The sequence below is a fragment of the Devosia sp. SD17-2 genome, assembly GCF_029201565.1.
In the GTDB taxonomy this organism is placed as follows: Bacteria; Pseudomonadota; Alphaproteobacteria; order Rhizobiales; family Devosiaceae; genus Devosia.
Genome location: NZ_CP104002.1, coordinates 3,127,900 through 3,151,351 on the forward strand (window position 1 = coordinate 3,127,900; position 23,452 = coordinate 3,151,351).

At 61.4% G+C, this 23,452-nt stretch carries 18 protein-coding genes and 1 riboswitch; of the genes, 12 read left to right on the forward strand and 6 right to left on the reverse strand.

Annotation, left to right across the window (positions count from 1 at the left end; translation table 11 throughout):
* Positions 1-37 precede the first annotated feature (37 nt).
* From NYQ88_RS15415 to NYQ88_RS15425, 3 genes are all read left to right on the forward strand, one after another.
* Positions 38-1,582 carry an IS66 family transposase gene (locus NYQ88_RS15415; protein ID WP_275651996.1) on the forward strand — a complete coding sequence of 515 codons (1,545 nt, stop codon included), beginning with the start codon at positions 38-40 and terminating at the stop codon, positions 1,580-1,582.
* Between the two features lie 51 nt (positions 1,583-1,633).
* Positions 1,634-1,906: a hypothetical protein gene (locus NYQ88_RS15420; protein WP_275651997.1), complete on the forward strand. Its 273-nt coding sequence runs from the start codon at positions 1,634-1,636 to the stop codon at positions 1,904-1,906.
* Between the two features lie 544 nt (positions 1,907-2,450).
* Positions 2,451-4,127, forward strand: a complete 1,677-nt coding sequence (locus NYQ88_RS15425) for a M14 family metallopeptidase (RefSeq protein WP_275651998.1) — start codon at positions 2,451-2,453, stop codon at positions 4,125-4,127.
* A 66-nt stretch (positions 4,128-4,193) separates the two neighbouring features.
* Here the strand turns inward: NYQ88_RS15425 and NYQ88_RS15430 are convergent, their stop codons facing one another.
* From NYQ88_RS15430 to NYQ88_RS15445, 4 genes are all read right to left on the reverse strand, one after another.
* A complete protein-coding gene (locus tag NYQ88_RS15430) occupies positions 4,194-5,237 on the reverse strand; it encodes a Gfo/Idh/MocA family oxidoreductase (RefSeq protein WP_275651999.1) in 1,044 nt (347 codons plus the stop codon).
* 255 nt (positions 5,238-5,492) lie between these two features.
* Complete coding sequence (locus NYQ88_RS15435) at positions 5,493-6,551, reverse strand: iron ABC transporter permease (RefSeq protein WP_275652000.1); 1,059 nt, start codon at positions 6,549-6,551, stop codon at positions 5,493-5,495.
* A 37-nt stretch (positions 6,552-6,588) separates the two neighbouring features.
* On the reverse strand, positions 6,589-7,533 hold the full coding sequence (locus tag NYQ88_RS15440) for an ABC transporter substrate-binding protein (protein WP_275652001.1): 945 nt from the start codon (positions 7,531-7,533) through the stop codon (positions 6,589-6,591).
* On the reverse strand, positions 7,530-8,375 hold the full coding sequence (locus NYQ88_RS15445) for an ABC transporter ATP-binding protein (protein WP_275652002.1): 846 nt from the start codon (positions 8,373-8,375) through the stop codon (positions 7,530-7,532). Before NYQ88_RS15445 ends, NYQ88_RS15440 begins: the two co-directional genes overlap by 4 nt.
* Positions 8,376-8,480: 105 nt before the next feature.
* A riboswitch (cobalamin riboswitch) is annotated at positions 8,481-8,696 on the reverse strand.
* Positions 8,697-8,809: 113 nt separating this feature from the next.
* Between NYQ88_RS15445 and NYQ88_RS15450 the strand changes: the two genes are divergently transcribed.
* Positions 8,810-9,283: a nucleoside deaminase gene (locus tag NYQ88_RS15450; RefSeq protein ID WP_275652004.1), complete on the forward strand. Its 474-nt coding sequence runs from the start codon at positions 8,810-8,812 to the stop codon at positions 9,281-9,283.
* Positions 9,284-9,292: 9 nt separating this feature from the next.
* On the opposite strand, the gene NYQ88_RS15455 is transcribed toward NYQ88_RS15450, so the two are convergent.
* Positions 9,293-11,437, reverse strand: coding sequence for a tyrosine-protein kinase domain-containing protein (locus NYQ88_RS15455; protein ID WP_275652005.1), 2,145 nt, complete (start codon positions 11,435-11,437; stop codon positions 9,293-9,295).
* Positions 11,438-11,591: 154 nt separating this feature from the next.
* On the opposite strand from NYQ88_RS15455, the gene NYQ88_RS15460 reads away from it, so the two are divergent.
* On the forward strand, positions 11,592-12,296 hold the full coding sequence (locus tag NYQ88_RS15460) for a sugar transferase (protein WP_275652006.1): 705 nt from the start codon (positions 11,592-11,594) through the stop codon (positions 12,294-12,296).
* A 15-nt stretch (positions 12,297-12,311) separates the two neighbouring features.
* On the opposite strand, the gene NYQ88_RS15465 is transcribed toward NYQ88_RS15460, so the two are convergent.
* Entirely contained in the window at positions 12,312-12,815 is a 504-nt protein-coding gene (locus NYQ88_RS15465; protein WP_275654934.1) for a heme-binding beta-barrel domain-containing protein, read from the reverse strand.
* Between the two features lie 226 nt (positions 12,816-13,041).
* On the opposite strand from NYQ88_RS15465, the gene NYQ88_RS15470 reads away from it, so the two are divergent.
* The 7 genes from NYQ88_RS15470 to NYQ88_RS15500 all read left to right on the forward strand — a co-directional run bounded on the left by NYQ88_RS15470 (position 13,042) and on the right by NYQ88_RS15500 (position 23,449).
* Positions 13,042-13,758 carry an ABC transporter ATP-binding protein gene (locus tag NYQ88_RS15470; protein WP_275652007.1) on the forward strand — a complete coding sequence of 239 codons (717 nt, stop codon included), beginning with the start codon at positions 13,042-13,044 and terminating at the stop codon, positions 13,756-13,758.
* Complete coding sequence (locus tag NYQ88_RS15475) at positions 13,758-16,304, forward strand: FtsX-like permease family protein (protein WP_275652008.1); 2,547 nt, start codon at positions 13,758-13,760, stop codon at positions 16,302-16,304. Before NYQ88_RS15470 ends, NYQ88_RS15475 begins: the two co-directional genes overlap by 1 nt.
* Before the next feature lie 176 nt (positions 16,305-16,480).
* Entirely contained in the window at positions 16,481-17,410 is a 930-nt protein-coding gene (locus NYQ88_RS15480; protein ID WP_275652009.1) for a helix-turn-helix domain-containing protein, read from the forward strand.
* A 171-nt stretch (positions 17,411-17,581) separates the two neighbouring features.
* A complete protein-coding gene (locus tag NYQ88_RS15485; protein ID WP_275652010.1) occupies positions 17,582-19,093 on the forward strand; it encodes an alpha-N-arabinofuranosidase in 1,512 nt (503 codons plus the stop codon).
* Positions 19,094-19,447: 354 nt separating this feature from the next.
* A complete protein-coding gene (locus tag NYQ88_RS15490) occupies positions 19,448-21,367 on the forward strand; it encodes an ABC transporter substrate-binding protein (RefSeq protein ID WP_275652011.1) in 1,920 nt (639 codons plus the stop codon).
* A 216-nt stretch (positions 21,368-21,583) separates the two neighbouring features.
* A complete protein-coding gene (locus NYQ88_RS15495; RefSeq protein WP_275652012.1) occupies positions 21,584-22,588 on the forward strand; it encodes an ABC transporter permease in 1,005 nt (334 codons plus the stop codon).
* A 3-nt stretch (positions 22,589-22,591) separates the two neighbouring features.
* Positions 22,592-23,449 (forward strand): ABC transporter permease, encoded by an 858-nt coding sequence (locus tag NYQ88_RS15500; protein ID WP_275652013.1) that lies wholly within the window; start codon positions 22,592-22,594, stop codon positions 23,447-23,449.
* Positions 23,450-23,452: the final 3 nt, after the last annotated feature.

Consider the following 23,452-nt stretch of genomic DNA (forward strand, 5'->3'; position numbering starts at 1 on the left):
GCGGGAGTGGCGGCGCCTGATCTGGTAGATTCCGGTCATGCTCGATACCGCCGAACTCCCCGACGACATTGCCGCCCTCAAGGCGATGCTTGTCGCTGCGGCGTTGCGCGATCAGCGCAAGGACGAGCGGATCGCCCAGTTGGAAAAGCTGGTTGCCGCGTTCAAGCAAGCGGCCTTCGGGCGCCGATCGGAAAAGAGCGATCCGGACCAATTCGAGCTGGCGCTGGAAGATCTGGAAACGGCCATCGCGGCCGTCCACGCCGAGGACGAAGCCGAGGATCGCGCCGCCCGCCGGCCGGCCAAGCGGCGCAGCGCCAATCGTGGTTCGCTCCCCAAGCACTTACCGCGGATCGAGGAGATCATTGAACCCGAAAGCCTGGTCTGTGGCTGCGGCGGCGGTCTGCATTGCATTGGCGAGGACGTGTCCGAGCGGCTCGACGTGATCCCGGCCCAGTTCCGGGTGATCGTCACCCGCCGCCCCAAATATGCCTGCCGCTCATGCACCGACGGGGTGGTGCAGGCGCCGGCGCCGGCTCGGCTGGTCCCGGGCGGGCTGCCGACCGAGGCCATGGTCGCCCATGTCCTGGTCAGCAAATATGCCGATCACCTCCCGCTCTATCGCCAGGCGCAGATCTACAGCCGTCAGGGTGTTGATCTGGATAGATCAACGCTGGCCGACTGGGTCGGTCGGGCCGCATTCGAGCTGCGTCCGGTCTACGATGCCCTGATGGCGGACCTGAAACGGTCATCGAAGCTATTCATGGACGAAACCCGCGCGCCGGTGCTCGATCCTGGGGCGCGAAAAACCAAGACCGGATATTTCTGGGCTTTGGCCCGCGATGATCGTCCCTGGAATGGCACCGCACCACCCGGTGTGGCCTTCACCTATGCTCCGGGCCGAGGTGGCCTTCATGCCGAACGGATATTGCAGGGCTTTGGCGGCATTCTGCAGGTCGACGGTTATGCCGGCTACAATCGGCTGATCGCGCCCGGCCGCGTCGGCCCGGGTATCCAGCTCGCCTATTGTTGGGCCCATGCTCGGCGCAAGCTGGTTGAGATCACACGCGCCGGCACTGCCCCGATTGCAGAAGAGGGTGTGCGGCTCATCGGCGAGCTCTATGCCATTGAAGCCGATATCCGAGGCTTGTGTCCGGATGACCGCCTCGCCGCTCGCCAGCAGCGATCAGCACCGGGCGCCGCACGAATAAGAGAATGGCTCGACTATCATCGCGCCCGCGTCTCCGCAAAAGCGCCGCTCGGGGAGGCACTCAGCTACATCGCCAAATACTGGGCCGGGCTCGAGTTGTTCCTGACCGATGGCCGCATCGAGCTCGACAACAATGCTGTCGAGCGGACCATCCGTCCGATTGCGCTGAACCGGAAGAACGCGCTCTTTGCCGGTCACGACGCCGGTGCCGAGAACTGGGCCGTCATCGCCTCGCTGATCGAAACCTGCAAGCTGAACGGCGTGGATCCTCACGCTTGGCTGGCCGCGACACTCCATGCCATCGTCACCGGACATAGGCAGAGCCTGATCAACGAACTGCTCCCGTGGAACTATCCTGCAAGCCTGGGTGATTGACGCTGTTGGCTCTGGCGGCATAGTCAGAAAACCACCAGCAACGAGGCCCCCATGAACGATCAAGACGACCCCAACCTGGTCACATCAGGAAAAAGCCAGCGGGTAGTGGTCGATGGTTATGCCTTCTTGATCAATATCCATCGGCTCGAAACGGATGAGACCTGGACCCTTGAGGTTGTGGATCACCAGAACGACAGCCACGTCTGGGACAATCAGTTCCAGACCGACAGCGAGGCGCGTGATGCTGCCTTGGCCACACTGAAAAGCGAGGGAGCCATCGCCTTTATGCGCGGCAACAACGTCGTGCAGTTCCCGCGACCCTGAACCTACGTGGCCGCAGAACACCGCTTACTTCGGAATGCTCGCACCGATACCATGCTGGACTATCCCGCCTCGCACTCCAGCAGCGGTCACCGCAGCAATGGGAAGACCTGAGCGCTTTTCTACCCATTCGGAAATTTTCTAGGGCGGCCTTAGTCGCGAAAGCGATCAAAAGGATCTCATGGAGATCGCGACTGCTGTACGTACTGGATCCGCGACCTTTCTTGGCCAGACTTGAACGCGTTAATTGCCTTGGCTCTCTGGCGCCTCTGCTTGAATGACAAAGCCGCCGAATGTCGCGATAACGGGATGCATCCGGCCCAGTCGCCGTCGGGCTGATTTTGGACAGCAGCGCGACTTTCATTCTTTCTTCTCTCGATGCCCATTCGGTCAGCCGTCGTTAGGATAGCGCAGGCACACATTTGCGTTGGAAATGTGCGCCTTCAATTCCGATTGTATATTTGCTGAATGTATTACAAACTTTCCATTCAAGGCGGGGGGAAGATCCTCGCTGGCTCGTTCTGTTTCAGCTGATTGGAAAGACCCCATGGGCAAGGTCGATATCGCGTTCGACACCTACTACACGTATGAAGAGATGACGGAGCATCTCAAGGCGCTGGCGGCGGCTTATCCCAAGCTGGCCAAGTTGAAATCGGTCGCAAAGTCGCATCGCGGGCGCGATGTTTGGCTGATGGAAATTACCAATCCGGACACTGGTCCGGGCCTTGAAAAGCCGGGCTTCTACATCGACGCGCAGATCCATGCCGAGGAGCACGCGACGAGCGCAACGGCGCTTTATGGCATCTGGTATCTGCTGACCAATTATGGGACCGACGAGGAAGTCACCCGGCTTGTCGACAGCCAAGTGTTTTACGTGCTGCCACGGATCAATCCCGATGGTGCCGAACTCTCCCTGCTCGAGCCCTATCACCCCTGGTGCGGCAATGGCCGGTTCCTGCCGGGTGAAGACCGCATCGAGGGACTGATCCCGCAGGACATCAATGGCGATGGCTATATCGTCAATATGCGCGTGCCTGACCCTCTCGGCGAATGGAAGAAGTCGGAGGCCGATCCGCGTCTGATGGTGCAGCGCGAGCCTGGCGAGGAGGGCGGCGAGTATTTCCGCATCTATCCCGAGGGGCTGATCCGCAATTACGATGGCGTGCATGTTCCGATCGAAAAGCAGCAAGACGGGAACATGAACCGCAACTTCCCAACCAACTGGTCGCCGCAGGAATATGGCGCAGGCGAATATCCGTTCTCCGAGCCGGAAGCCATGGCGATGGGCCGGCTGGTGCTGGACCACCCCAATATCTGCGGCATGTGCGCTTATCACACCCATGGCGGCATCATCCTGCGTCCTTCGATGATGAAGTACGACGCCGACATGAGCCCGCGCGATCTGGCGCTCTACAAGGATCTGGGCAATGTCGGCACGCGCCTGACCGGCTACCCGACCATCTCGACCTATGAGGACTTCACCCCCAACAAGTCCATGGCGCGCCACGGCAGCCTCAAGGACTGGGTCTATGAAGAGATGGGCATCATCTGCTTTTCGACCGAACTGTGGGATATCGAAACCGCCGCCGGCGTCGAGAAGAAGGGCTATCTCAATTTCGGCCCGCGCGATGCCGAGACCCAGCAGAAGCTCTTCAACTGGGTTCTGGAAAATGTCGGCGAGCATGGCTTCCGGGACTGGGAGAAGTTCGATCATCCGCAGCTGGGCGAGGTCGAAGTCGGCGGCATGGTCTATATCTGGAGCTACCGCAATCCGCCGGGCAAGTTGCTGGAAGAAATCTGCCACAACAACACGATGTTCAACCTCCGCCATGCCGCTGCGGCGCCGCAGGTGAAGATCGACGCGTTCGAGGTCGAGGCGCTCGGCTCGGACCTCTACAAGGTGTCCGCTGTCGTCGCCAACCACGGCTATCTGCCGACGAACCTCTCGGATGTGGCGATCGAGAACAAGGTCGCCAAGCCGGTGACGATTGCGCTCGAGCTAGACAACGCCGAAGTGATCATCAATTCGCAGAAGCAGGTTCTGGGCAATCTCGCCGGCCGCAACGAACGCAAGGCCGAGTTTTCGAACTGGCTGCCGCAGTGGTCCCCGACCAAGAAGCGCGCGGAGTGGCTGGTCAAGGCCAAGGGCCCCGGCGCCAAGGTCACCGCTGTTTCCGTATCGGAAAAGGGCGGCACCCACCGCATCAGCGAAGTTCTCGCCTGACACTTTTCCAATCAGCCAAAAGAGAGGGCCGGCTCGCACCGGCCCTCTTCATCTCTCCAGCAGCGATCAGGCGAGCAGTCTGGACAGACCGTTTCGCTCGTAGAATTCAGCCATGTTGATGGCCTGACCATTCTGGCTGCTCTCAATGCCGGCAAAGCAGAGGCTTAGGGAGCGAAGGTGGTCGCGGCCGTCGCAGGGCGCAGGCGTCCCATTGCGCACAGCAGCGATGAACTCTGCCAACAGAGCAACGCTGTCGTCATAATAGGGAGCGGCGTCCGGCGTAGCGATATCGATCAGCTCGGGATCGGCGCTATTGGCATAGGCGAGATCGGAATGCAGCTTGCGCTGCACCAGAATACCGTCCGCACAATCGACCCGCCATTCGAAATTGTAGACGTTCCAGCCGCCGGACCACGTGCCGTGATAGTTCACCTCAACACCGCCTTCGAGGCCGAGGAGACAATTCACATTGGCCTCGTGGGCATACATGCTCCAGGGCGGGTTCCATTCGCGGCAGGCAATGGTCTCGACCTCGCGACCATGCACGAAGCGGATGAGATCGAGGTGGTGGATCGTCTGCTCGAGCATCATCGGATGCTCCATGACGAGGGGATAGCGATTTATCCCCGGACGCTTGCCGTTGCGGTTGGTACGATAGTTGAACTGGCCAAAGCCCACCTGCCCCAGCTTTTCACCGGTCAGCCATTGGCGCATGGTCTGGTTGACGGGCAGATAGCGGAAATTGAGGCCGACGCTCATCGGCAGGCCACTGGCATCTGCCATGTCAACGATCGCCGCCGCATCGGCCAGCGTGGTCGCAAGAGGCTTTTCAGCCAGGATTGGCAGGCCGGCATCAAACAGGCGGCGCATCTGCTCAAAATGCCCATCCGGCGGCGTCACGAGAATAACGGCATCAAACTGGGCTGATGCCAACGCGGCCCTAAGATCGGTGAAGGCCGGCGTTTCCGGATTTTCGGCGCTGTAGAGATCAAGCGAGGCCTGGCTCGGGTCGACAATTGCGGCCGTCAGCACATTGTCCGACATCTTGGCCACTTTCCCCCACATGCGCCCGCGGGTGCCTGCCCCCAATTGCAGAATACGAAATGTCACGGTGTCCCCCTTCCAGCGGCATCAACCCGCACTAAGGGACTGCCGCACCGAAGGGAGATTAGTGTCTGATTGTAATACTGTCGACAGGCTCCTCGAGTCCCCTGCCGAATTGTGTCAGACCATTGTGGCAAGCGCGCTTGGCTCCATCTCAAAGTAGATCAGCCAACGCATCGACATGGTCGCCTCCACGCCATTGTCCAACCAGACCTGCAGTGTAACCTCCCGCACGATGCCGAGGGTAACCCTGCGCAAATATTACCGGGGTTTGCGTTTTCGGGTCAGGGCGACGAAGAAAATGCCGCCGACGAGGCCGGTTATGACGCCTATCGGGATGTCTTGGGGCGGGATGATGATGCGGGCGGCGATGTCGGCAAGGACAAGGAAGATGGCGCCGACGAGAGCCGAGAACGGCAGCACGCGGCGGTAGTCGCCACCTACGACCATGCGGACAATGTGCGGAATCATAAGGCCGACGAATGAGATAACGCCTGCGAAGGCGACGGCGGCGCCCGTAAGAAGGGCACAGACGACGAAGACGACCATGCGGAAACGGCGGGCCGGGATGCCGAGCGTGGTGGCGGACTCATCGCCCAAGGTCATCGCATTGAGGTTTCTGGCGTTCGCGAAAAGGTAACACCCGCAGAACAGCAGTGCCAAAAGCGGATATGGCAACTGGCCCCATTGTGAGAGCCCCAGGCCGCCGAGCATCCAGAAGATAACGGTGTGCGCGGCACGGGGATCGCCGAGGAAAATACCGACGCTGCCGAGTGAGGTGACCACGAAGGAAATGGCGACGCCGGTCAGCACGAGGCGACTGGCATCAGTGGCGTCGGACAGATTGGCGACGAAGACCACGAGCGCGGTGGTCACCAGGGCACCGGCGAAGGCGAAAAGCGGCACGGTGGCAAGACCGAGGAACATGCCGGTGTGCAGCAGCACGACGACCGCGCCGAGAGCGGCGCCGGAGGAAATGCCGAGCAGGTGCGGATCGGCGAGCTGATTGCGGGTGATGGCCTGCAGCGCCGCACCGACGAGCGCCAGGCTCGCGCCGATGGTGGCGCCAAGGATCACCCGCGGCAGACGCACTTCCCAGACGATATTGTCCCGACCAGGCGACCAGGTGACCTCGACGCTGCCGGGGAAGATGTGATGGGCGATCACGCCCCACACCGTCTCGAGGGGGATTGCGACGGCGCCAAGACTGACAGCCGCGACCATGGTCGCGACAAGCAGAACGGCCAGCCCCACCAGAATGAGGGGGAGCTGATGCAGGATGGCGTGCCGGGGACCGGAAACGAGATGGTGATGGGACATGGCAAAACGGACCGGCCCCTAGGGACCGGCCCTACTTTCAGCTTGGGTTGAACGCGGTGGCGAGGCGCTCGATAGCCGCGATATTGCGCGGGCCCGGCGTGGCCTCGACATATTCGAGGACGACGAAACGGTCGTTCTGGACGGCAGGAATGTCCTTGAAGGCCGGATTATCCTTCATGAAGGCGATCTTCTGCTCGGCAGTGACTTCGCCGTAATTGACGATCACCACAATGTCCGGATTGCGCTCGATGACGGCTTCCCAGCCGAGTTCGACCCAGCCGGCCTCAACGTCGTCCAAGATATTGGTGCCACCAGCCGCTTCGATCAGCGCGGTGGGCATGGCATAGCGGCCGGCGGTGAAGGGCTTGTTCTCGCCAGAGTCGTAGATGAAGACGCTGGGCTTGTCGCCCGTCGGCAATGTGGTGGCGAACGCGGCCAGCTCCTCGCGATAGGAAGCGACCAAGGCCTCAGCCTTGTCCTCGACGCCAAAGATCCGGCCAAGGTTGAGCAGGTCGACATACATATCGTCGATCGAGGATTTCGGCCGGTCCATGACATGGATGCAGCTTTCGGTCAGCTCATAGACAGCAATGTCAAACGGCGCCAGGGTTTCGGGCGTCACCTCGCCTCCCACCCGCATGCCATAGTTCCAGCCCGCGAAGAAGAAGTCGGCATCGGCGCCGAGCAGGACTTCGCGCGTGGGGTAGTCGGGCGAAAGTTCGGGCAGTTCGGCAACACCAACGCGCAGTGTCTCGTCGAGGGTCTTCCACTCGGACACGCCGGTGTAACCGACCATGCGTTCCGTCAGGCCAAGGGCCAGCATCATTTCGGTGAGGTTGACATCATTGGAGATCGCCCGCGATGGCGGCGCGTCGAAGGTAACTTCCCGGTCGCAACTATTGACGGTGACGGGGTAGGCCAATGCGGTCGCGGCGCCGGCGGCGAGCAGCAGGGGCGCCATAAGGGCGGAAGCAAATTTCATGATGGGGTCTCGGTATTCTCATCAAGATGAAAGGAAAAACGGGGGCGCCCGGTGACCGGATGGGTGTCGATGGCGACGCCAACCGCGAATGTCTGGTTGACCGACTGCGGGGTCAGCGCTTCTGTCGGGGAGCCCAGCTGCACCTGATGCCCATGATCGAGCACGAGGACAGTGTCTGCATGGGCCGACGCCAGCGCCAGATCGTGGAGGGAGACGATGACGGTGATGCCCAGCCGCGACAACAACTCGAGCACTTCGAGCTGATGGCGGATGTCGAGGTGATTGGTCGGCTCATCGAGGATGAGTAGGTCCGGCCCCTGCAGCAGGGCACGGGCGATCATCACCCGCTGTTTTTCGCCGCCGGACAGGGTGGCGAAATCCCGGGATGCGAGGGCGGAAAGGCCCATCAGACTGAGGACATCGCTGATGCGGCGCCAGTCCGGCCGCCCGAAGCGTGTCAGATGCGGGGTCAGACCCAGCTCGACGATTTCGGCCACGGAGAGACCAAAATCCACCGCCGGTTCCTGCAGCACGGTGGCAATGCGCCGCGCATAGTCTTTGGGTGGGACTGACCAGATATCCCTGCCGTCGATCCGGATCTGACCCGAACTTGGGCGATTGTAGCGGTAAAGACAGCGCAGGAGCGATGATTTGCCGGCACCATTGGGGCCGACGACAGCCAGCATGGTTCCGGGCGCAACCTCGAAAGAGATGTCTGAGACAAGATTGCGGTGGCCCTTGGGGCCCCAGCTCAGCTTCTCTACCGCCAAGGTAGCAGGACGCACTGGACGCCGCGCACCGGCAAACTGCTGCAACCGCGCGCTAAAGGCGGGAAGGCTCATCGACTTGCTCCGCAAATGCGGGACGCAATGCGGGCAAAATCAGATCGAGCTTTTTCAAATAGACTGCAAGCGCCATCATCATTCTCCGCGGCACACCCCGGCCGGGTTGAAAGGAATGTCGATGGCAGGTCTCCTGGCTCACGGGTCAACGCGCTTCCGACCTTCCCGACCCCATGGGGTCAGTGGATTATTCGGAAGAACTCGCCGTCTACAGTTGCGGGGGCAGCCACGGTATTGCGTCCTGATGGATACGTCGCACCGTGTTCCCTTTTAATCCCCGTTGGCAGTTGCCGCCGGGGAACCTACGACGCCTTTGGACCTATTGACCCCAGCCCACGACGTCAAGCCCCTCCCCCATATTGTCCCGACCGGCTGCACTTGGTTGGGTCACGGACGCGTGATAATGTCACGCGGGGATATCAGGGAGCTCAAGCATGGATAATCAGACTGCGCTGTTGCGCGAGGCGATTGCACTCTCGAAGTCCGCCGTCGACCATGGAAACGAGCCGTTTGGCGCGGTTCTGGTGAAGGACGGAGAGATCATCCTGCGCGCAGAAAACAGCGTTTTCGGAGGCCGCGACATGACCAACCATGCCGAGATGAACCTCGTGAAGCTGGCCGCGCAGCACTACGACCCTGCGTTTCTGGCCGACTGCACGCTCTATTCCAACACCGAACCCTGCGCCATGTGCGCCGGAGCGATCTACTGGTCCGGAATCGGGCATCTAGTTTTTGCCTGTTCGGAACAGCGGCTGGGTGAAATTGCTGGCATTGGCCTCGCGGTGCCCTCACGCTCTGTGCTGGAAACAGGCGCCCGCAGCGTCACGGTCATTGGTCCGACGGAGCTCGAGGAAGAGGCCGCAGAAGTGCACAAGGCCTTCTGGCCCAAGCATCTGGGCAAGGATTGAGCCTTTGCCCTACTGCACCACGACATAGTGCGAGACATAGCGATCGTTGGCCACGAACGGCTTTTCCGGGTGTTGGGTCAGAGCGAGCAGGACGGGCGGAAGATCGGGCCGCGTATTCTCGAGCACGCGCATGGCCCGCAGCACGTCGCGCTGTCGCGTGGCGGCATAGCGAGTGAGCATGACCACAGCATCGGCAAACTGCATGGCATAGGCGGCGTCCACCACCTCGGTCAGCGGTGGCGTATCGAGGATGATGTAGTCGAAGGTGTCGCGGGCCGCGACCACCAGATTGCGAAAGAGCTCACCTACAAGCAGATGCTCGGTGGGGCCGGCGCCGGGGCGGGTGTTCACCACCGCCGAGATAGCGCTGAGTGGATCGGTCTTGATCGCGGTGGGAAAGCGCTCGGGGGGAAGCTTTCCGGTGAGATATTCGACAAGTCCAGCCGCGGGGGCCGCGTCGAGGTGGATAAAGAGCGATGGCCGGCGCAGATCGGCATCGATGATGAGCACGCGACGACCAGAGAGAGCATAGGTGCGCGCCAGGGCAAGGGCTGTCGTCGTCTTGCCCTCGTCCACCACCGCCGAGGTCACGAGAATGACGCGTCCTCTGCCCCCGCCGCTGCCGGAATAGGGTGACGGCAGGCGCAGATCGAGGCCAAGCCGCAGCCGGCGGAGGCTTTCCGAAAAGCTGGAAAGAGGGGTGCGGACCACGGCATCGGCCATGCTCGACGACGTGCCACTGTCGCGCTGCCACGACGGCGTGATCGCGGGGATTGCGGTGGTAACCTCCCTGCCCGTCAGCAGCGCTAATTGCTCGAGCGTGACGACGCCGCTCATATAGCTTTCGCGGAACAGCGCGGCGCCGACCCCGAGCCCGACGCCGAGGAAGGCGGACACGGAAAGGATGAACGGCAGGCCGCGGGATGAGGGCTGTTGCGGCGGCGTCGCAGCAACGACAAGTCGGCTGTCGGCCTGTTGCAGTTCGGACCGAAGCTGCAGGTCATCGAGCCGGGCCAGCAATTGATCATGCTGGGTCCGAGCGAGTTCGTTGCCGCGTTGCAGGATGTGGAGGCGTTCCTCAACGGCCGGCGGCAAAGACCCGTCGTCCAGCCCGTCCAGTACGACGTCCCGCCGCGAAGCGATCTCCGCGTCGAGCGGCAGGAGCTGCGCCTTCAACAGGTCCAATTCCGCGTGCACCGCGGCGAGGAGACGTCCTTCGAGATTGACCAGATCTGTCTCGATCGCCGAAATTTCCGGGCCGACCAGAGGAAGCTGAGCCGAGCGCGCCAGCATTCCTTCGCGTTCGATCACCATGTCGTCTATGGGCTGGGACGCGAGCGCCTGGGAAACAGCAGCGAGATCGCCTTCATCGAGCGCGGTTTGCGCATGGGTGATGCGCCCCCGCAAATCGCGCGCGGCGCTCACCGAGGCAAGATGGGCTTCAACCTCGGCCGACAGCTGGCCGCTCGCCAACGGCATGGCGAAAAGGCGGATATTTTCATCGACAAAGGCATCGACGGCCTCGCGGCGGAGCGCCAGCGCGGCTGAGACTATTGCAAGCTGGGGCGAGAGCGTCTCGATAGCGTCGGCAATGGCCGCCATCTTGGCCTCCCGCTGCAAATCTATATGAGCCGACACCACCGCATTGGCGAGAAGCGCTGCGCCATCCGGGCTATCCGTCGTCGCCGTTGCAGCAATGATGTAGGTTGACCCGCGCCGGTCAAACGTAACGGCGTCTTCAAGCCGCCCCAGCAGATGAAGCGGTCCGAGCGCAGGTGCCGACGGTTCACCCATGCCAATGAAGGCGCGGGCATGCTCGGCAATGCCCGGTCGGTCAGGAAAGATGGTGCCGATGTCGATAGCGGCATTGTCGATGATCCGCAGGAAGGTCGGGGCGGAGCGCATGATCTCCACCTCGCTGTCGATGCGAGCATTTTCGGTAGCAAGGGAAAGCGGCCGAGCCGTTTGAGGATCGAGGAGATCATCCTGTCGCGGATCGACCCGCACCAGCGCGGTGGCGGAGTATTGCGTCGGCGAGAGTAGCGCAACCCAGATGCCGACGATAAGGCAGACACCGACGACCAGCGCGATAAGGCGCGCCTGCCTTACAAGAACAGCCAGAAAAGCTCGGAGATCAACTTCATGGTCATCCATGGAGGCCTCAGCAATTCCATTCAATGTTTAGTAAATAACAGCCTCCAGAAAGGAACGCCACTCAATACCATTTGGAGGTGCGCAAATAGAACTCTGGAAAGTGCCCAAACAAAGTGATTAACTTAGTATTAACCACATTGGGGCTGGGCAGAGCATGGGCGCAAGTGCACCCTTCGAGGCGTTGAATGTCACTGTCAGCGAGGCGGGGTCAGCACTCGGGCGCGACCACGAAGGCGCCAACTGGAGGCCAAGGCGCCGCCGAACACTTGCGGTGAAACGGGCGATGGACGTCATCGGCGCGGCCTTTGGTCTGGTACTATTCAGCCCCCTGCTGCTGATGGTGGGCGTCTGGATCGTCGTCGTTGACGACAATTCACCAATCTTTCGCCAGGAGCGCGTCGGGCTCGGTGGAAGGCGTTTCGTGATCTACAAGTTTCGAACGGTCTATACGCGCTTTTGCGATCCGACGGGGCGGACGATCTTTGGTCCGGCTGACAACCGCCTACTGCCCTCGGGTCGCTTCCTGCGCAGCTCACGCATCGACGAGTTGCCGCAGCTGCTCAACATCCTGCGCGGAGAAATGTCGCTGGTTGGGCCCCGACCGCATATTGCGGATATGCTGGTCGAAGGGCGGCAGTACGCCAGCCTCGCGCCGGGCTATGACCAGCGCGCCGACATGCTGCCGGGGCTGACGGGCTGGGCGCAGTGCCACGGCCTGCATGGTACGCTGCGGACGACGGACGAGGCGATCGCCCGTCTTGAGCACGACCTCACCTATGTCCGGGATTTCTCGATTCTGCTGGATCTCAAAATTCTGGCGAGGACCGTGTTTCATGTCCTCGCCATTCTCAGATCGTGACTGACACGCAGCCTGTCAGCGGGCGAAGGGCACCTTGGCGGTGAGAACATCGCCGGAATTGTTGAATTCGACCTCGAAATTGACAACGATATTGTTGTTGGACAGCACGATGTTGGAGCCGATGCGGACATCGCTGCCGCCGCGGTCGCGCTGATTTTCGCTGAGGTCGAAGCTGATCGAGTTGCCACGGTTCTGGCCGATGGCCATGCCGGTAAAACCGGCGTTGGAGCTCATGGCAGCCTCATAGCGCCGCGATGAATCATTATAGGCGATGGTACCGCTAATGGAGAGCGTCGTGTCCACCAAGGTGCAGCGGCCGGTATAGTTGATGCGCTGCTGATTGCCCTTGGCGACGTTGAGGCGGCAGCGGAAAGCTTCCGGCTTGTCGCCTCCGACAAGGGCGCCTTCGCCGCGCCACTGGCCGATATAGGTGCTGAGCAGCGCCAGTTCGGCCTCGCCCGCCTGTGCCGTTGCGCTCAGCGCCTGAGGCGACAGAGCGAGAAGCGTCACCAGAATCATTTTTTTCAATGCGAACTTCAAAGTCGACCTCCCAAGCCGCGCCAAGGGCACTTCGCGCCCTGCAGAATAGTTGCATAACAGCGAATGACTGCCACGCTACCCCCGAATTACAAAATAATCGGTGATTATCCAGTCTGGACGCAGGAAACTGTCTTCATAAGTTTGTCAGACGTGACAGCATGGCACCACTCGACGGGGACGTTGGGAAGACCACAAGCTCAAAGGGATGGGTGAATTGCGGGAAGCTCGATCGCCACTGATTTCGGCGCACGAAGTCGACTACACCCTGGATGTTGCCGGGCGTCCCCTGAACATCTTGCGCAAGGTTTCGCTTGAAGTCGCCCCTTCCGAGGTGGTGGCCATAGTCGGGCCCTCGGGCAGTGGCAAGACATCACTGCTGATGTTGCTGGCCGGCCTCGAGCAGGCTGCTGGCGGCAAGATCACGGTCAACGGCCACGACCTTGGCAAGCTGGGCGAAGACGATCTGGCTCGCTTCCGCCGCAAGACGCTGGGCATTGTGTTCCAGAGCTTCCACCTTATTCCCTCGCTGACGGCGATCGACAATGTCGGGCTGGCGCTTGAGATCGCCCGGCCGGACCTGAGCATGGCCGAGGTGCGTGCGCGCGCGGCCAAGGCGCTAGAGGCCGTGGGCCTCGGCAGCCGGCTCGATCACCGGCCGACCGCACTCTCGGGTGGCGAACAGCAGCGCGTCGGTCTCGCCCGCGCGATCGTTGCCGAACCCAAGCTGCTCCTTGCCGACGAGCCCACGGGCAATCTTGACCAGAAGACCGGCAAGGCCATTGCCGACCTCATGTTCAGCATCACCCGCGACCTCGGCACGGCGCTGGTGATGATCACCCATGATCCCCTGCTCGCAGCGCGGGCGGACCGCATGCTGACCATGAGCCAGGGCGAACTGAGCGAAAACCTGGTGGCCGGCTGATGGGAAACATCTGGCCCAAGCTGCGTATCGGGCTCCTTGATATGCGCGGCGATCTGCGGCGCTTTGTGCTGCTGGTTGTCACCATGGCCGTCGGTACGGCGCTAATCGCCGGCGTGAGCTCAGTGGGCGCGGTCATTGATCGGGCCATGCTGCGCGAGGCTGCGCAATTGATGGGCGGCGACATCGAGCTATCGCGCGCCGACCGCGCGGCCAGCGACGCAGACCGGGTGTTGTTCTCCGGCTATGGCGCGGTTGTCGAGACCGTCGACTCCAATCTGCGGGCGCAGGCGGGCGAGAATGACGCCTTTGTCGACCTCAGCGTTGTCGGCCCGGGCTATCCGCTGCTGGGCCAGATCCGAAGCCCGCAGGTCGCGCCGGGCACCGATATCCAGGCGTTTCTGGCCGAAACCGAAAACGGTCATGGCGCGCTTGTCGCGCCGCTGATGCTCGACCAGCTCGGTATTACTGTCGGCGACAGCTTTGAGCTGGGCGGCACGAGTTTTGAAGTGCGCGGGGCGCTTGACGGTATACCGGACGATCAGGTGCGCGGCTTCCGACTCGGCCTGCCCGCACTCGTCACCATTGATGGTTTCGCCACCGTCTCGGACCGAACCTCTCCCCTCCCCGGCCTCGGCACCTGGTTCCGCTACAAGATTCTGCTCGACGGGCAGTCAGCGGACGATGCCAAGGCGCAGCTGAGTGAAGAGCTTAGCGGCAGCGTCTGGACCATCCGCACATCGCGCGAAGGTCTCGGTGAGATGGTGCGCTACTATGATCTCTTCATGCGCTTCCTGCTCATTGTCGGGCTCGGCTCCCTCTTGATCGGGGGCGTCAGCGTCTGGAGCGGGATGAACGCCTATGTCGGCGAACGCTCTGGGGTCATTGCGGTTTTACGCAGTCTCGGTGCCACCACGGGACGCGTGTTCACCCATTTCTTCGTACAGGTTGCGGCGCTGACCGCCGTCGGTGTCGGCATCGGCATTATCACCGGCGCCTCGATCGCGCTGCTGATCCTGCCGACGATTGGCGATGCCGTTGGCATTGCCCTGGCTCCGACGCTCGACGCGCGCGCCCTTTTGGTTGCGGCCAGCGCGGGCGTGATCATTGCGCTTGCTTTCGCCTATCTGCCGCTCCTGCAGGCCCAGACCATCCGTCCGGCTGAGCTCTTCCGCTCGCAGCGCCAGGCACTGCCGCCGGTGGACTGGCGTGTCGTGCTTCTCTCCTGGCGCGCGCTGCCCCTCGCCGTCGCGGCACTCCTCTTCTTCCTCCTCGCCCTTGCGATGACCGGAGACGCAGGTCTTGTGGCCTTGTTCATCGGCGCAGCGGCGCTGGCAACTATTCTCTTTGAGCTTGTCATCCAGTTGATGCAGTTCGTGTTCAAGCGACTGCCGGACGTACCGTCCCTGACCTTGCGGCGGGCGCTCCGGGCAATCACCGGCTCAAAGAGCGCCACCATGGCGGTGGTTGTATCCATCGGACTGGCACTCAGCATGCTCGTGGTGATCATCGTGCTGCAGAATAATCTGCGGCAGGAGTATCTTGGCGCGTCTGTGTTTGATGCACCGACCCTTGTGGCTTCGGATCTTTTTGATGACGAAGTGGCCGATCTCGAGGCCATGGCAACGGCCGGATCGGGCATGACCAAGCTGGTGGTGACCCCCATGCTGCGGGCGACCCTGAGCGCGGTGAACGGCGTCGATGTCGCGCAGGTCCGCACCGATGGCCCCGAGGCCAGCTTCCTCCTCGGCGGGGAAGTGCCGATCACCTATCGCACTGTTTTGCCGAGCTCCTCGCAAGTGACGCGCGGCGACTGGTGGCCGGCCGATTATGCTGGCCCGGGCCTTGTTTCCCTCCACCAGAGCCTCCGCAACGGGCTGGACGTCGATATTGGCGACACGCTGACGTTCGATGCCTTTGGCGAAAAGTTCGAGGCGCAGGTGTCCAATTTCCGGGACTATTCCTGGCAGGGCGGCACTGATTTTCTCGCCACCTTCTCTCCAGGCGTCCTGGAGAATTATCCCTCGACGCTGTTCGCTGCGGTGACGGCGGCTTCGGGGCGCGAGACCGAGGTGGAGCGCCTTCTGGCGAGCAGCCTGCCCGATATTCGCTTCATTGCCATTGGCGATACGCTCAAGCAGGTGACCGAAGCCCTGTCGCAACTGACCCTTGCCGTGGTGCTGGTGGGCAGTCTTGCCGTGGGCAATGGCCTGCTGGTGCTGATCGGCAGCCTTGCAGCCGGACGGCGGCAGCGCCAGGCGGATGCGGTGATCACCAAGGTACTGGGCGCGACACGCAAACAATTGCTGGGCGGCGATTTTCTGCAGTTCCTGATCCTGTCGCTCGCCGCTGCAATCCCTGCGCTGGGCCTTGGCCTGGGGCTCGGCTGGCTGGCCAGCATGATGCTGCTCAATGTGCAGTTTTCCATTGACGGATCGGCACTTGCCATCGTTCTGGCGGTCGCCGTGCTGATGACGGCGCTGCTTGGATGCGTAACGATCCTGAGGGCTGTATCGGTGCGCCCTGCCCGGCTGTTGCGCGATCTCTAGCCGTTTGCAATCGCTTCGGGGTCCGGGCGCGCGTCCGGACCAGATCACAAGATCGGATTGAACGAAAAAGCGCCGCTTTCGGGCCTCTGCGGGCATCGGTTCTCACGAAGGGTTGAATGCTTCAGACTTCGTGATAGACAATATACCCCCTATCACTCGCAACGAAGCCATCTGTCATGAGCCGCAATTTCCTGGTCGTCGACCCAGAAGAAGACCTCGAAGTGCTCAAGGGACTGGCTTCGCCCATTCGCGTGCGCATTCTGAAACTGCTGCATATCGAGGGCCCGCTTAACGGGAATGACATTGCCGACAAGCTCTCCCTGCCGCAGTCGACTGTCTCGACCAATCTGCAAATTCTCGAAGGCGCAGGGCTGATCCGGACGGAAACGCAGAAGGCGCGCAAGGGCAACCAGAAGATCTGCCACTCGACCTTTGACGAAGTGCTGGTGATGTTCAAGGAAGACATCGCACCGCTTAAGTCGAACGCGATCGAGGTTGCAATGCCGCTGGGGCTTTATACCAGCTGCGAAGTCTCCGCGCCCTGCGGGCTCTGCTCTGCCGACGGGATCATCGGCCTACTGGACGTGCCCAATACTTTCCTCGACCCCGAACGGATGAAGGCGGGCCTCATCTGGTTCACCCAAGGCTATCTCGAATATCAGTTCCCCAATAACGCCAAGCTGGCCCAGAACACCATTGAAGCCATGGAGTTTTCGATGGAGCTGAGCTCGGAAGTGCCGGGCACCTCTGCTGATTGGCCAAGCGACATTACGCTATCGGTCAATGGCACCGAGATCGGCACCTGGACCAGCCCGGGAGATTTTGGCGACAAGCGAGGGGTTTACACGCCGAGCTGGTGGAAGCTGAAGGGCAGCCAGTATGGCAAGCTCAAGAGCTGGCGGGTGACGATGGACGGGACTTATGTCGACGGTCTCAAGATTTCGCCGATCTCGCTGATCGATCTCGACCTTGCCAATCACCACTCGATCCGGTTGCGGATTGCGGTCAAGCCGGATGCTAAACACCCGGGCGGCATCAATATTTTCGGCCGCGGCTTCGGCAATTACGACCAGGACATCATCCTGCGGTTGCAGACCGAACGCTGACCGCCCGCCAGCGCCGATGGGGCCTTCGGCCGGACTACGACTTTTGTAGGGACCCGACTGCGCCAAAAATCATACAAAAGAGCCTCGGGGCGGCTTGCGCGCGCCCGACTTTCCCATGTACAACCGATTTACTGATACAAATCAGAATATCGGAACGTATGGGAGGGTCCAGTGAAGGCGTCCGTTATCGCAAATAAGGATTTTACGATCTCGCAAATCGATGATCGTGTCTACGGGGCTTTTCTCGAGCATCTGGGCCGCGCCATCTATGAGGGCATCTACGAGCCGGACCATCCGACCGCAGACGCCGATGGCATGCGCGGCGACGTGGCCAAGCTGGTCAAGGACCTTAATGTACCGGTGGTTCGCTACCCCGGGGGTAACTTCGTGTCCGCCTATAACTGGGAAGACGGCATCGGCCCGCGTGAGGAGCGCCCGACCCGCCTGGACCTGGCCTGGCACACGTCGGAAAGCAATGCCGTCGGCATCCACGAATTCGCCGACTGGTGCACCACCGTCGGCACCGAGATGATGCTGGCCGTCAATCTCGGCTCGCGCGGCGTCGATGATGCGCGCAATTTCCTTGAATATGTGAACCATCCGGGCGGCTCCTACTGGAGCGATCTGCGCATCAAGAACGGCCGCAAGGAACCGTGGAACGTCAAGATGTGGTGCCTCGGCAACGAGATGGACGGCCCCTGGCAGGTCGGCCACAAGGACGCCGATGAATATGGCAAGCTCGCCGCCAACACGGCGCGCGCCATGCGCATGTTCGACAAGAACCTCGAGCTGATCGTCTGCGGTTCGTCGCATTCGGAAATGCCGAGCTTCCCGGACTGGGAGCGCATCGTACTGGAGCACACATATGATCACGTCGATCATATCAGCCTGCACATGTACTTCGCCAATCGGGACGACGACACGCCGAACTATCTCGGCCTCAGCCACAAGCTGGACCGGTATATCGAGACCGTTGCCTCGACGATCCGGCAGGTAAAGCACAAGAAGCGCTCCAAGAAGGACGTCTATATCTCCTTCGACGAATGGAACGTCTGGTACCATTCCAACAAGAAGGATCGCGAGATCCTGGATGGTGGCAGCGGCTGGCCGCATGCGCCGGGCCTGCTTGAGGACATCTACAATTTCGAAGACGTGCTGATGGTGGGGCTGATCCTCAACACCTTCATCCGACGCTCGGATGTGGTGAAGATCGCCTGTATCGCCCAGCTGGTGAACGTGATCGCTCCGATCATGACCGAAAAGGGCGGCCCGGCCTGGGCCCAGACCATCTACTACCCCTACTACTTCGCGTCGGTTTACGGCCGCGGCACCGCGCTGCAGCTGGTGACCAATTCGCCGGGCTACGAGACCACCCACGCCAAGGACACCCCGTTCGTCGACGTGTCGGGCGTGCACAATGAAGAAGAGGGCACGCTGACCTTCTTCCTCGTCAACCGGCACACCACCGACAGCCTTGAGACCGAAGTGAGCCTGCAGGGCTTTGGCACGGGGTCGATCATCGACCACCAGGTCATGACCCACCCCGACCTCAAGGCCGCCAACACGGCCAAGAACCAGGACGAGGTCAAGCCGCGCAAGGGTGACGGCGCCAAGATCGGCGGCGATAAACTCAGCGTGACCCTGCCGCCCTACTCCTACCAGATGGTGCGGGTGAAGGTTTAATCTGCACCCTTGGGGGACACCCCTCCTAGCCTCCCCCTGATAGGGGGAGGGACTGGTTCGGTGGCTCCCCGTGATAGGGGGCGAGACAGTTTCGGCGGCTTACAGGAGCGCGTGCGCAGGCATTCGCATGTGGGCCGAGTTGGTTAGCAGACTGTTAGCATTGAGATCGCGAAACCGCGAAAATGGGGGCGTGCCGGCAACGGCGCGCCCCTGCGCATTCTATATCATGCTTTCCGATTTACATCACGATGTGCATTGACAACGAATGCGGTGCCGCTAAGTATTACTTATGGGCGCCGTGAGGTGTCTAGAAGCGAAGTGCGGGAGGCTCTTCGCCATGGGAGGATATAATTAATGGATAGACGCAGTTTTCTCATCGGGTCGACCGCGATCGGCGCCATCCTTGCCGCAGGCAATGGCATGGTCTTCGCCCAGGACGCAGGTTCGGCCCCCGATCTCGCTCAATTTCCGCGCAAGGAAACCCTGATCATCCATAACCCTGAAGGGGTTATCCGTAATCCGGCATGGTTCAACAACTGGGTTATCGGCTCGGGCGCAGGCCTGTCCAACGGCCTGCACCAGCTGACAACCGACACGTTCTGGTTCGTCGATCCCGATGCGGGCATCCCGGGCGCCAGCGAAAACGCCATCTACAACTCGCTCGCCGACGATCTCTGGCAGTATAATGACGACTTCACGGAAATGACCGTGAAGCTCAAGAAGGGCATCTACTGGAGCGACGGCAACGAGTTCACCGCCGACGACGTCGTGTTCACGGTCGAAAAGCACAAGGCGACGCCGGGCCTTGCCCAGAATGGCGCCTATAATGCCCAGGTCGAGAGCGTTGAAGCCGTCGACCCCTACACCGTCCACTTCAAGCTCAAGGGTTCGAACTCCCGCTTCCACACGCTGTTCTCGATCCGTTGGGGCGGCGCCTGGATCATGTCCAAGGCCCAGTTCGAAGGCGTGGATGACATCCTCAGCTTCACCAATGATCCTCCGGTGAGCCTCGGGCCCTATACGCTGCACTCCTATGATCCGAACGGCACCTGGTTCATCTGGCAGCGCCGCGAAGACTGGCAGCGCACCGCCATGGGCATGATCGCAGAGCCCAAGCCCAAGTTCATCATCTATCGCAACAACATCTCGCCCGACGCGCGCCTCATCGAAATGCGCAACGGCAATCTGGACATGGTGCACGATCTGTCGCCGGAAGCGACATTCTCGATCCTGCAGCAGGACCCGCAGATTCAGGGCTGGTTCCCGGGCTTCCCCTATGCCCACCCCGATCCGACCCTCGTCATGGCGATCTTCAACCTCAAGAAGGATCTGTTCACCGACAAACGCGTCCGCTGGGCGCTGGCGCTCATGCTCGATGCACGCGCCATGTCGATGGCTTCCTACCGTGGTGCGGCGACCCTATCGGCAATTTCGGTTCCGCCGACCGGCACCCATCCGCGCGACTATCACGGCCCGCTGCAGGACTTCCTCATCGACTACGAGATCGACACCGGCAGCCGCAAGATCAAGCCATACGATCCGAATGTGGGCCTGCAGATCGCCGACATGGTGCGTGGTCAGTTCCCCGACGCGCCGACCGACGAAGCCGCAATCCGCAACGCTTTCGGCTATGGCTGGTGGCGCCAGGATTCCCAGGCAGCAGAAGAACTGCTGATTTCGGCCGGCTTCACCAAGAATGGCAACCAGTGGATGATGCCCGACGGCCAGCCCTTCCGCTTCAGCGTGATGGTGCCGACCGATGGCGTGGTCAACCGCCTCGGCTCGATCATTGCCCAGCAGTGGGCACAGAACGGCATTGGTGCGGAACTGGAAGCAGCCTCGGATACCTGGGATCGTCAGCGCGTCGGCAATTACGACGTCAACATCTCCTGGGCCGTGGAATCCTGGGGCGGTCACCCCGACCTCAGCTTCTTCCTCGACAGCTATCACTCCGAGTATGTCCGCCCGCTTGGCGAAAGCCAGCCGGACCGCAACTGGATGCGCTGGGAAGATCCGCGGCTTGACGAGATCATCGAGAAGGTTCGCGCCAGCGACTTCAACGATCCCGCCGGCATCGAATACGGTCATGAGTTCGTCAAGCTTCACCTCGAAGAAATGCCGAACATTCCGATCATGGCCTACAACGTGTTCTCGGTGCAGTCTAACCGCTACTGGACCGGTTGGCCGAACGCGGACAACCCGTATGCGAACCCGGTGACGAACTGGTCGAACGGCCGGTACATCTTCACCCAGATCACGCCAGTCGAGAGCTGATCCCTCCCCGCCTGGCGGTCCGGCCTACGGGCCGGGCCGCCGGGTGGTGGCGCCTCTCAAAGCCTGCTCCCGCCACAGTCGCGTGCGGAGCTCACGCTCCTCCTCGGCGGATGCAGGCACAGGTTCGAGCGGGAATTCGCACTCCCCCAAAGCTCAACCTGACCGGTTCATTCTCTCGCCGGACCTCACCGAGAGTGACACGCGCAAGGAGCTCTGATGCAGGGTTATCTGTGGTTCGTGAGCAAGCGTTTACTACAACTGCTTGCCGTTATCTTTTGCGGGATATCCGCAACATTCCTCGTCACCCATCTGTCGCCGATCGATCCGGTGGAACAGGTGCTGGGCCGGCTGTCCGGGCGCTCGAACCTGCCGCCCGAGGCAATCGAGGCGACACGCGTGGCGCTGACCGAAATGTACGGCACCAACGAACCCATCCTGCAGCAATATATCAATTTCTGGCTGCGCCTCGTGCGCGGCGACCTTGGCCCCTCGCTGCTGGCCTTCCCGACCCCGGCCATGGAACTGGTGGGCCGGGCCATGCCCTGGACGCTGGGCCTGCTGACGACCTCGACGCTGATCACCTTCATCGTCGGCAATCTGATGGGCGCGCTCGCCGGCTATAACCCGGACAACAAGTTCCTCAAGGCGTTTGGCCTCATCTCCATGGGCATCCAGCCGGTGCCCTATTATGTGGTGGCCTTCATCCTCCTCATCATCTTCGGATATTTCCTGCCCATCCTGCCGATCAATGGCGGTTTTGCCATGGATGTGCGGCCCGGGTTCAGCTGGCCCTTCATCAGCTCTGTGCTGCAGCACTCGATCCTGCCGGCGACATCGCTGGTGCTGGTCGGCTTCGGCGGCTGGTTTCTGGGCATGCGGGCGCTGGTCAGCAATGTGGTCAATGATGACTATGTGACCTATGCCGAACTGGCCGGCGTCAAGCGCGAGACCATCGTCGGCGGTTACGTCATCCGCAACGCCATGGTGCCGCAGCTTACGGCGCTGGCCATGGCGCTGGGCGGGGTGTTTTCCGGCACCATCATCACCGAGCAGGTGTTCAACTATCCCGGTATCGGCTCGCTTCTCGTCGATGCGGTGAACTGGGGCGACTATTCGCTCGTGCTGGCGGTTTCAACCGTCTCCATTACGGCGGTTGCTGGCGCGATCTTCATCGTGGACCTCATCCATCCGCTTCTCGATCCTCGTGTGCGTGCGGAGTAGGCCATGTTTTCCGTCTTTCGCGACCTTATCCGCTACAATCTCGAATTTGCCATCGGCATGGTGCTGGTCACCATCGTCGTGGTGTTTGCGGCGCTCAGCTTCATTTCGCCGGTCGATCCGACGCTGATCTACATGTCGATGCCCGACCAGCCGCCATCGGCGGAATACTGGTTCGGCACCAATTCGCGCGGGCAGGACCTGTTCTGGCAGCTGTCCGCCGCGTTCCGGAACAGCTTGATCTTCGGCATTACCGTGGCAGTGCTGAGCCGTATCATCTCGATCGCGGTGGGCTTGGCCTCAGGCTATATCGGCGGCTGGGTTGACCGGGTGCTGATGTTCATCAACGATATTTTCGTTGCCGTGCCGATTTTCCCGATCCTCGTGCTGTTCTACTTCGTGCTGCGCAACAATATGGACAGCTTCACCCTGGCGCTGATCATGGCGTGCTTCGGCTGGCCGTTCGACGCGCGTCTCATCCGCTCGGTGGCGGTGGGGCTCAAGCATCGCGAGTTCACCCGGCATGCGGTGTTCTCGGGCATGTCGACGCGAAAAGTGCTGCTCGAGGAGCACCTGCCCTATGTGATGCCGATCGTGTTCGCGACCTTCATGAACAACATGCTGTGGTCGATCGGGCTCGAGGTGACGCTGGCGGTGCTGGGCTTCACCAATCTGAACAACCCGACCATCGGCACGGTGCTCTACTGGGCCAATTCGCACTCGGCCATGGTGGTGGGCGTGTGGTGGTGGATCGTCATTCCGGTGGTTTTGATCGTCATGACGTTCCTGGGACTGTTCCTGCTGGCCGTCAGCATGAACGAATATATCGACCCGCGCAGCCGCCTGCGCCGCATGGGAGCCTAAGCC

What these genes read in the sequence shown, in the direction of transcription:
- NYQ88_RS15415 (WP_275651996.1), top strand. Translation starts at nt 38, where the DNA reads ATGCTCGATACCGCCGAACTCCCCGACGACATTGCCGCCCTCAAGGCG.
- NYQ88_RS15420 (WP_275651997.1), top strand. Translation starts at nt 1,634, where the DNA reads ATGAACGATCAAGACGACCCCAACCTGGTCACATCAGGAAAAAGCCAG.
- NYQ88_RS15425 (WP_275651998.1), top strand. Translation starts at nt 2,451, where the DNA reads ATGGGCAAGGTCGATATCGCGTTCGACACCTACTACACGTATGAAGAG.
- NYQ88_RS15435 (WP_275652000.1), bottom strand. Translation starts at nt 6,551, where the DNA reads ATGTCCCATCACCATCTCGTTTCCGGTCCCCGGCACGCCATCCTGCAT.
- NYQ88_RS15440 (WP_275652001.1), bottom strand. Translation starts at nt 7,533, where the DNA reads ATGAAATTTGCTTCCGCCCTTATGGCGCCCCTGCTGCTCGCCGCCGGC.
- NYQ88_RS15445 (WP_275652002.1), bottom strand. Translation starts at nt 8,375, where the DNA reads ATGAGCCTTCCCGCCTTTAGCGCGCGGTTGCAGCAGTTTGCCGGTGCG.
- NYQ88_RS15450 (WP_275652004.1), top strand. Translation starts at nt 8,810, where the DNA reads ATGGATAATCAGACTGCGCTGTTGCGCGAGGCGATTGCACTCTCGAAG.
- NYQ88_RS15455 (WP_275652005.1), bottom strand. Translation starts at nt 11,437, where the DNA reads ATGGATGACCATGAAGTTGATCTCCGAGCTTTTCTGGCTGTTCTTGTA.
- NYQ88_RS15460 (WP_275652006.1), top strand. Translation starts at nt 11,592, where the DNA reads ATGGGCGCAAGTGCACCCTTCGAGGCGTTGAATGTCACTGTCAGCGAG.
- NYQ88_RS15465 (WP_275654934.1), bottom strand. Translation starts at nt 12,815, where the DNA reads ATGATTCTGGTGACGCTTCTCGCTCTGTCGCCTCAGGCGCTGAGCGCA.
- NYQ88_RS15470 (WP_275652007.1), top strand. Translation starts at nt 13,042, where the DNA reads ATGGGTGAATTGCGGGAAGCTCGATCGCCACTGATTTCGGCGCACGAA.
- NYQ88_RS15475 (WP_275652008.1), top strand. Translation starts at nt 13,758, where the DNA reads ATGGGAAACATCTGGCCCAAGCTGCGTATCGGGCTCCTTGATATGCGC.
- NYQ88_RS15480 (WP_275652009.1), top strand. Translation starts at nt 16,481, where the DNA reads ATGAGCCGCAATTTCCTGGTCGTCGACCCAGAAGAAGACCTCGAAGTG.
- NYQ88_RS15490 (WP_275652011.1), top strand. Translation starts at nt 19,448, where the DNA reads ATGGATAGACGCAGTTTTCTCATCGGGTCGACCGCGATCGGCGCCATC.
- NYQ88_RS15495 (WP_275652012.1), top strand. Translation starts at nt 21,584, where the DNA reads ATGCAGGGTTATCTGTGGTTCGTGAGCAAGCGTTTACTACAACTGCTT.
- NYQ88_RS15500 (WP_275652013.1), top strand. Translation starts at nt 22,592, where the DNA reads ATGTTTTCCGTCTTTCGCGACCTTATCCGCTACAATCTCGAATTTGCC.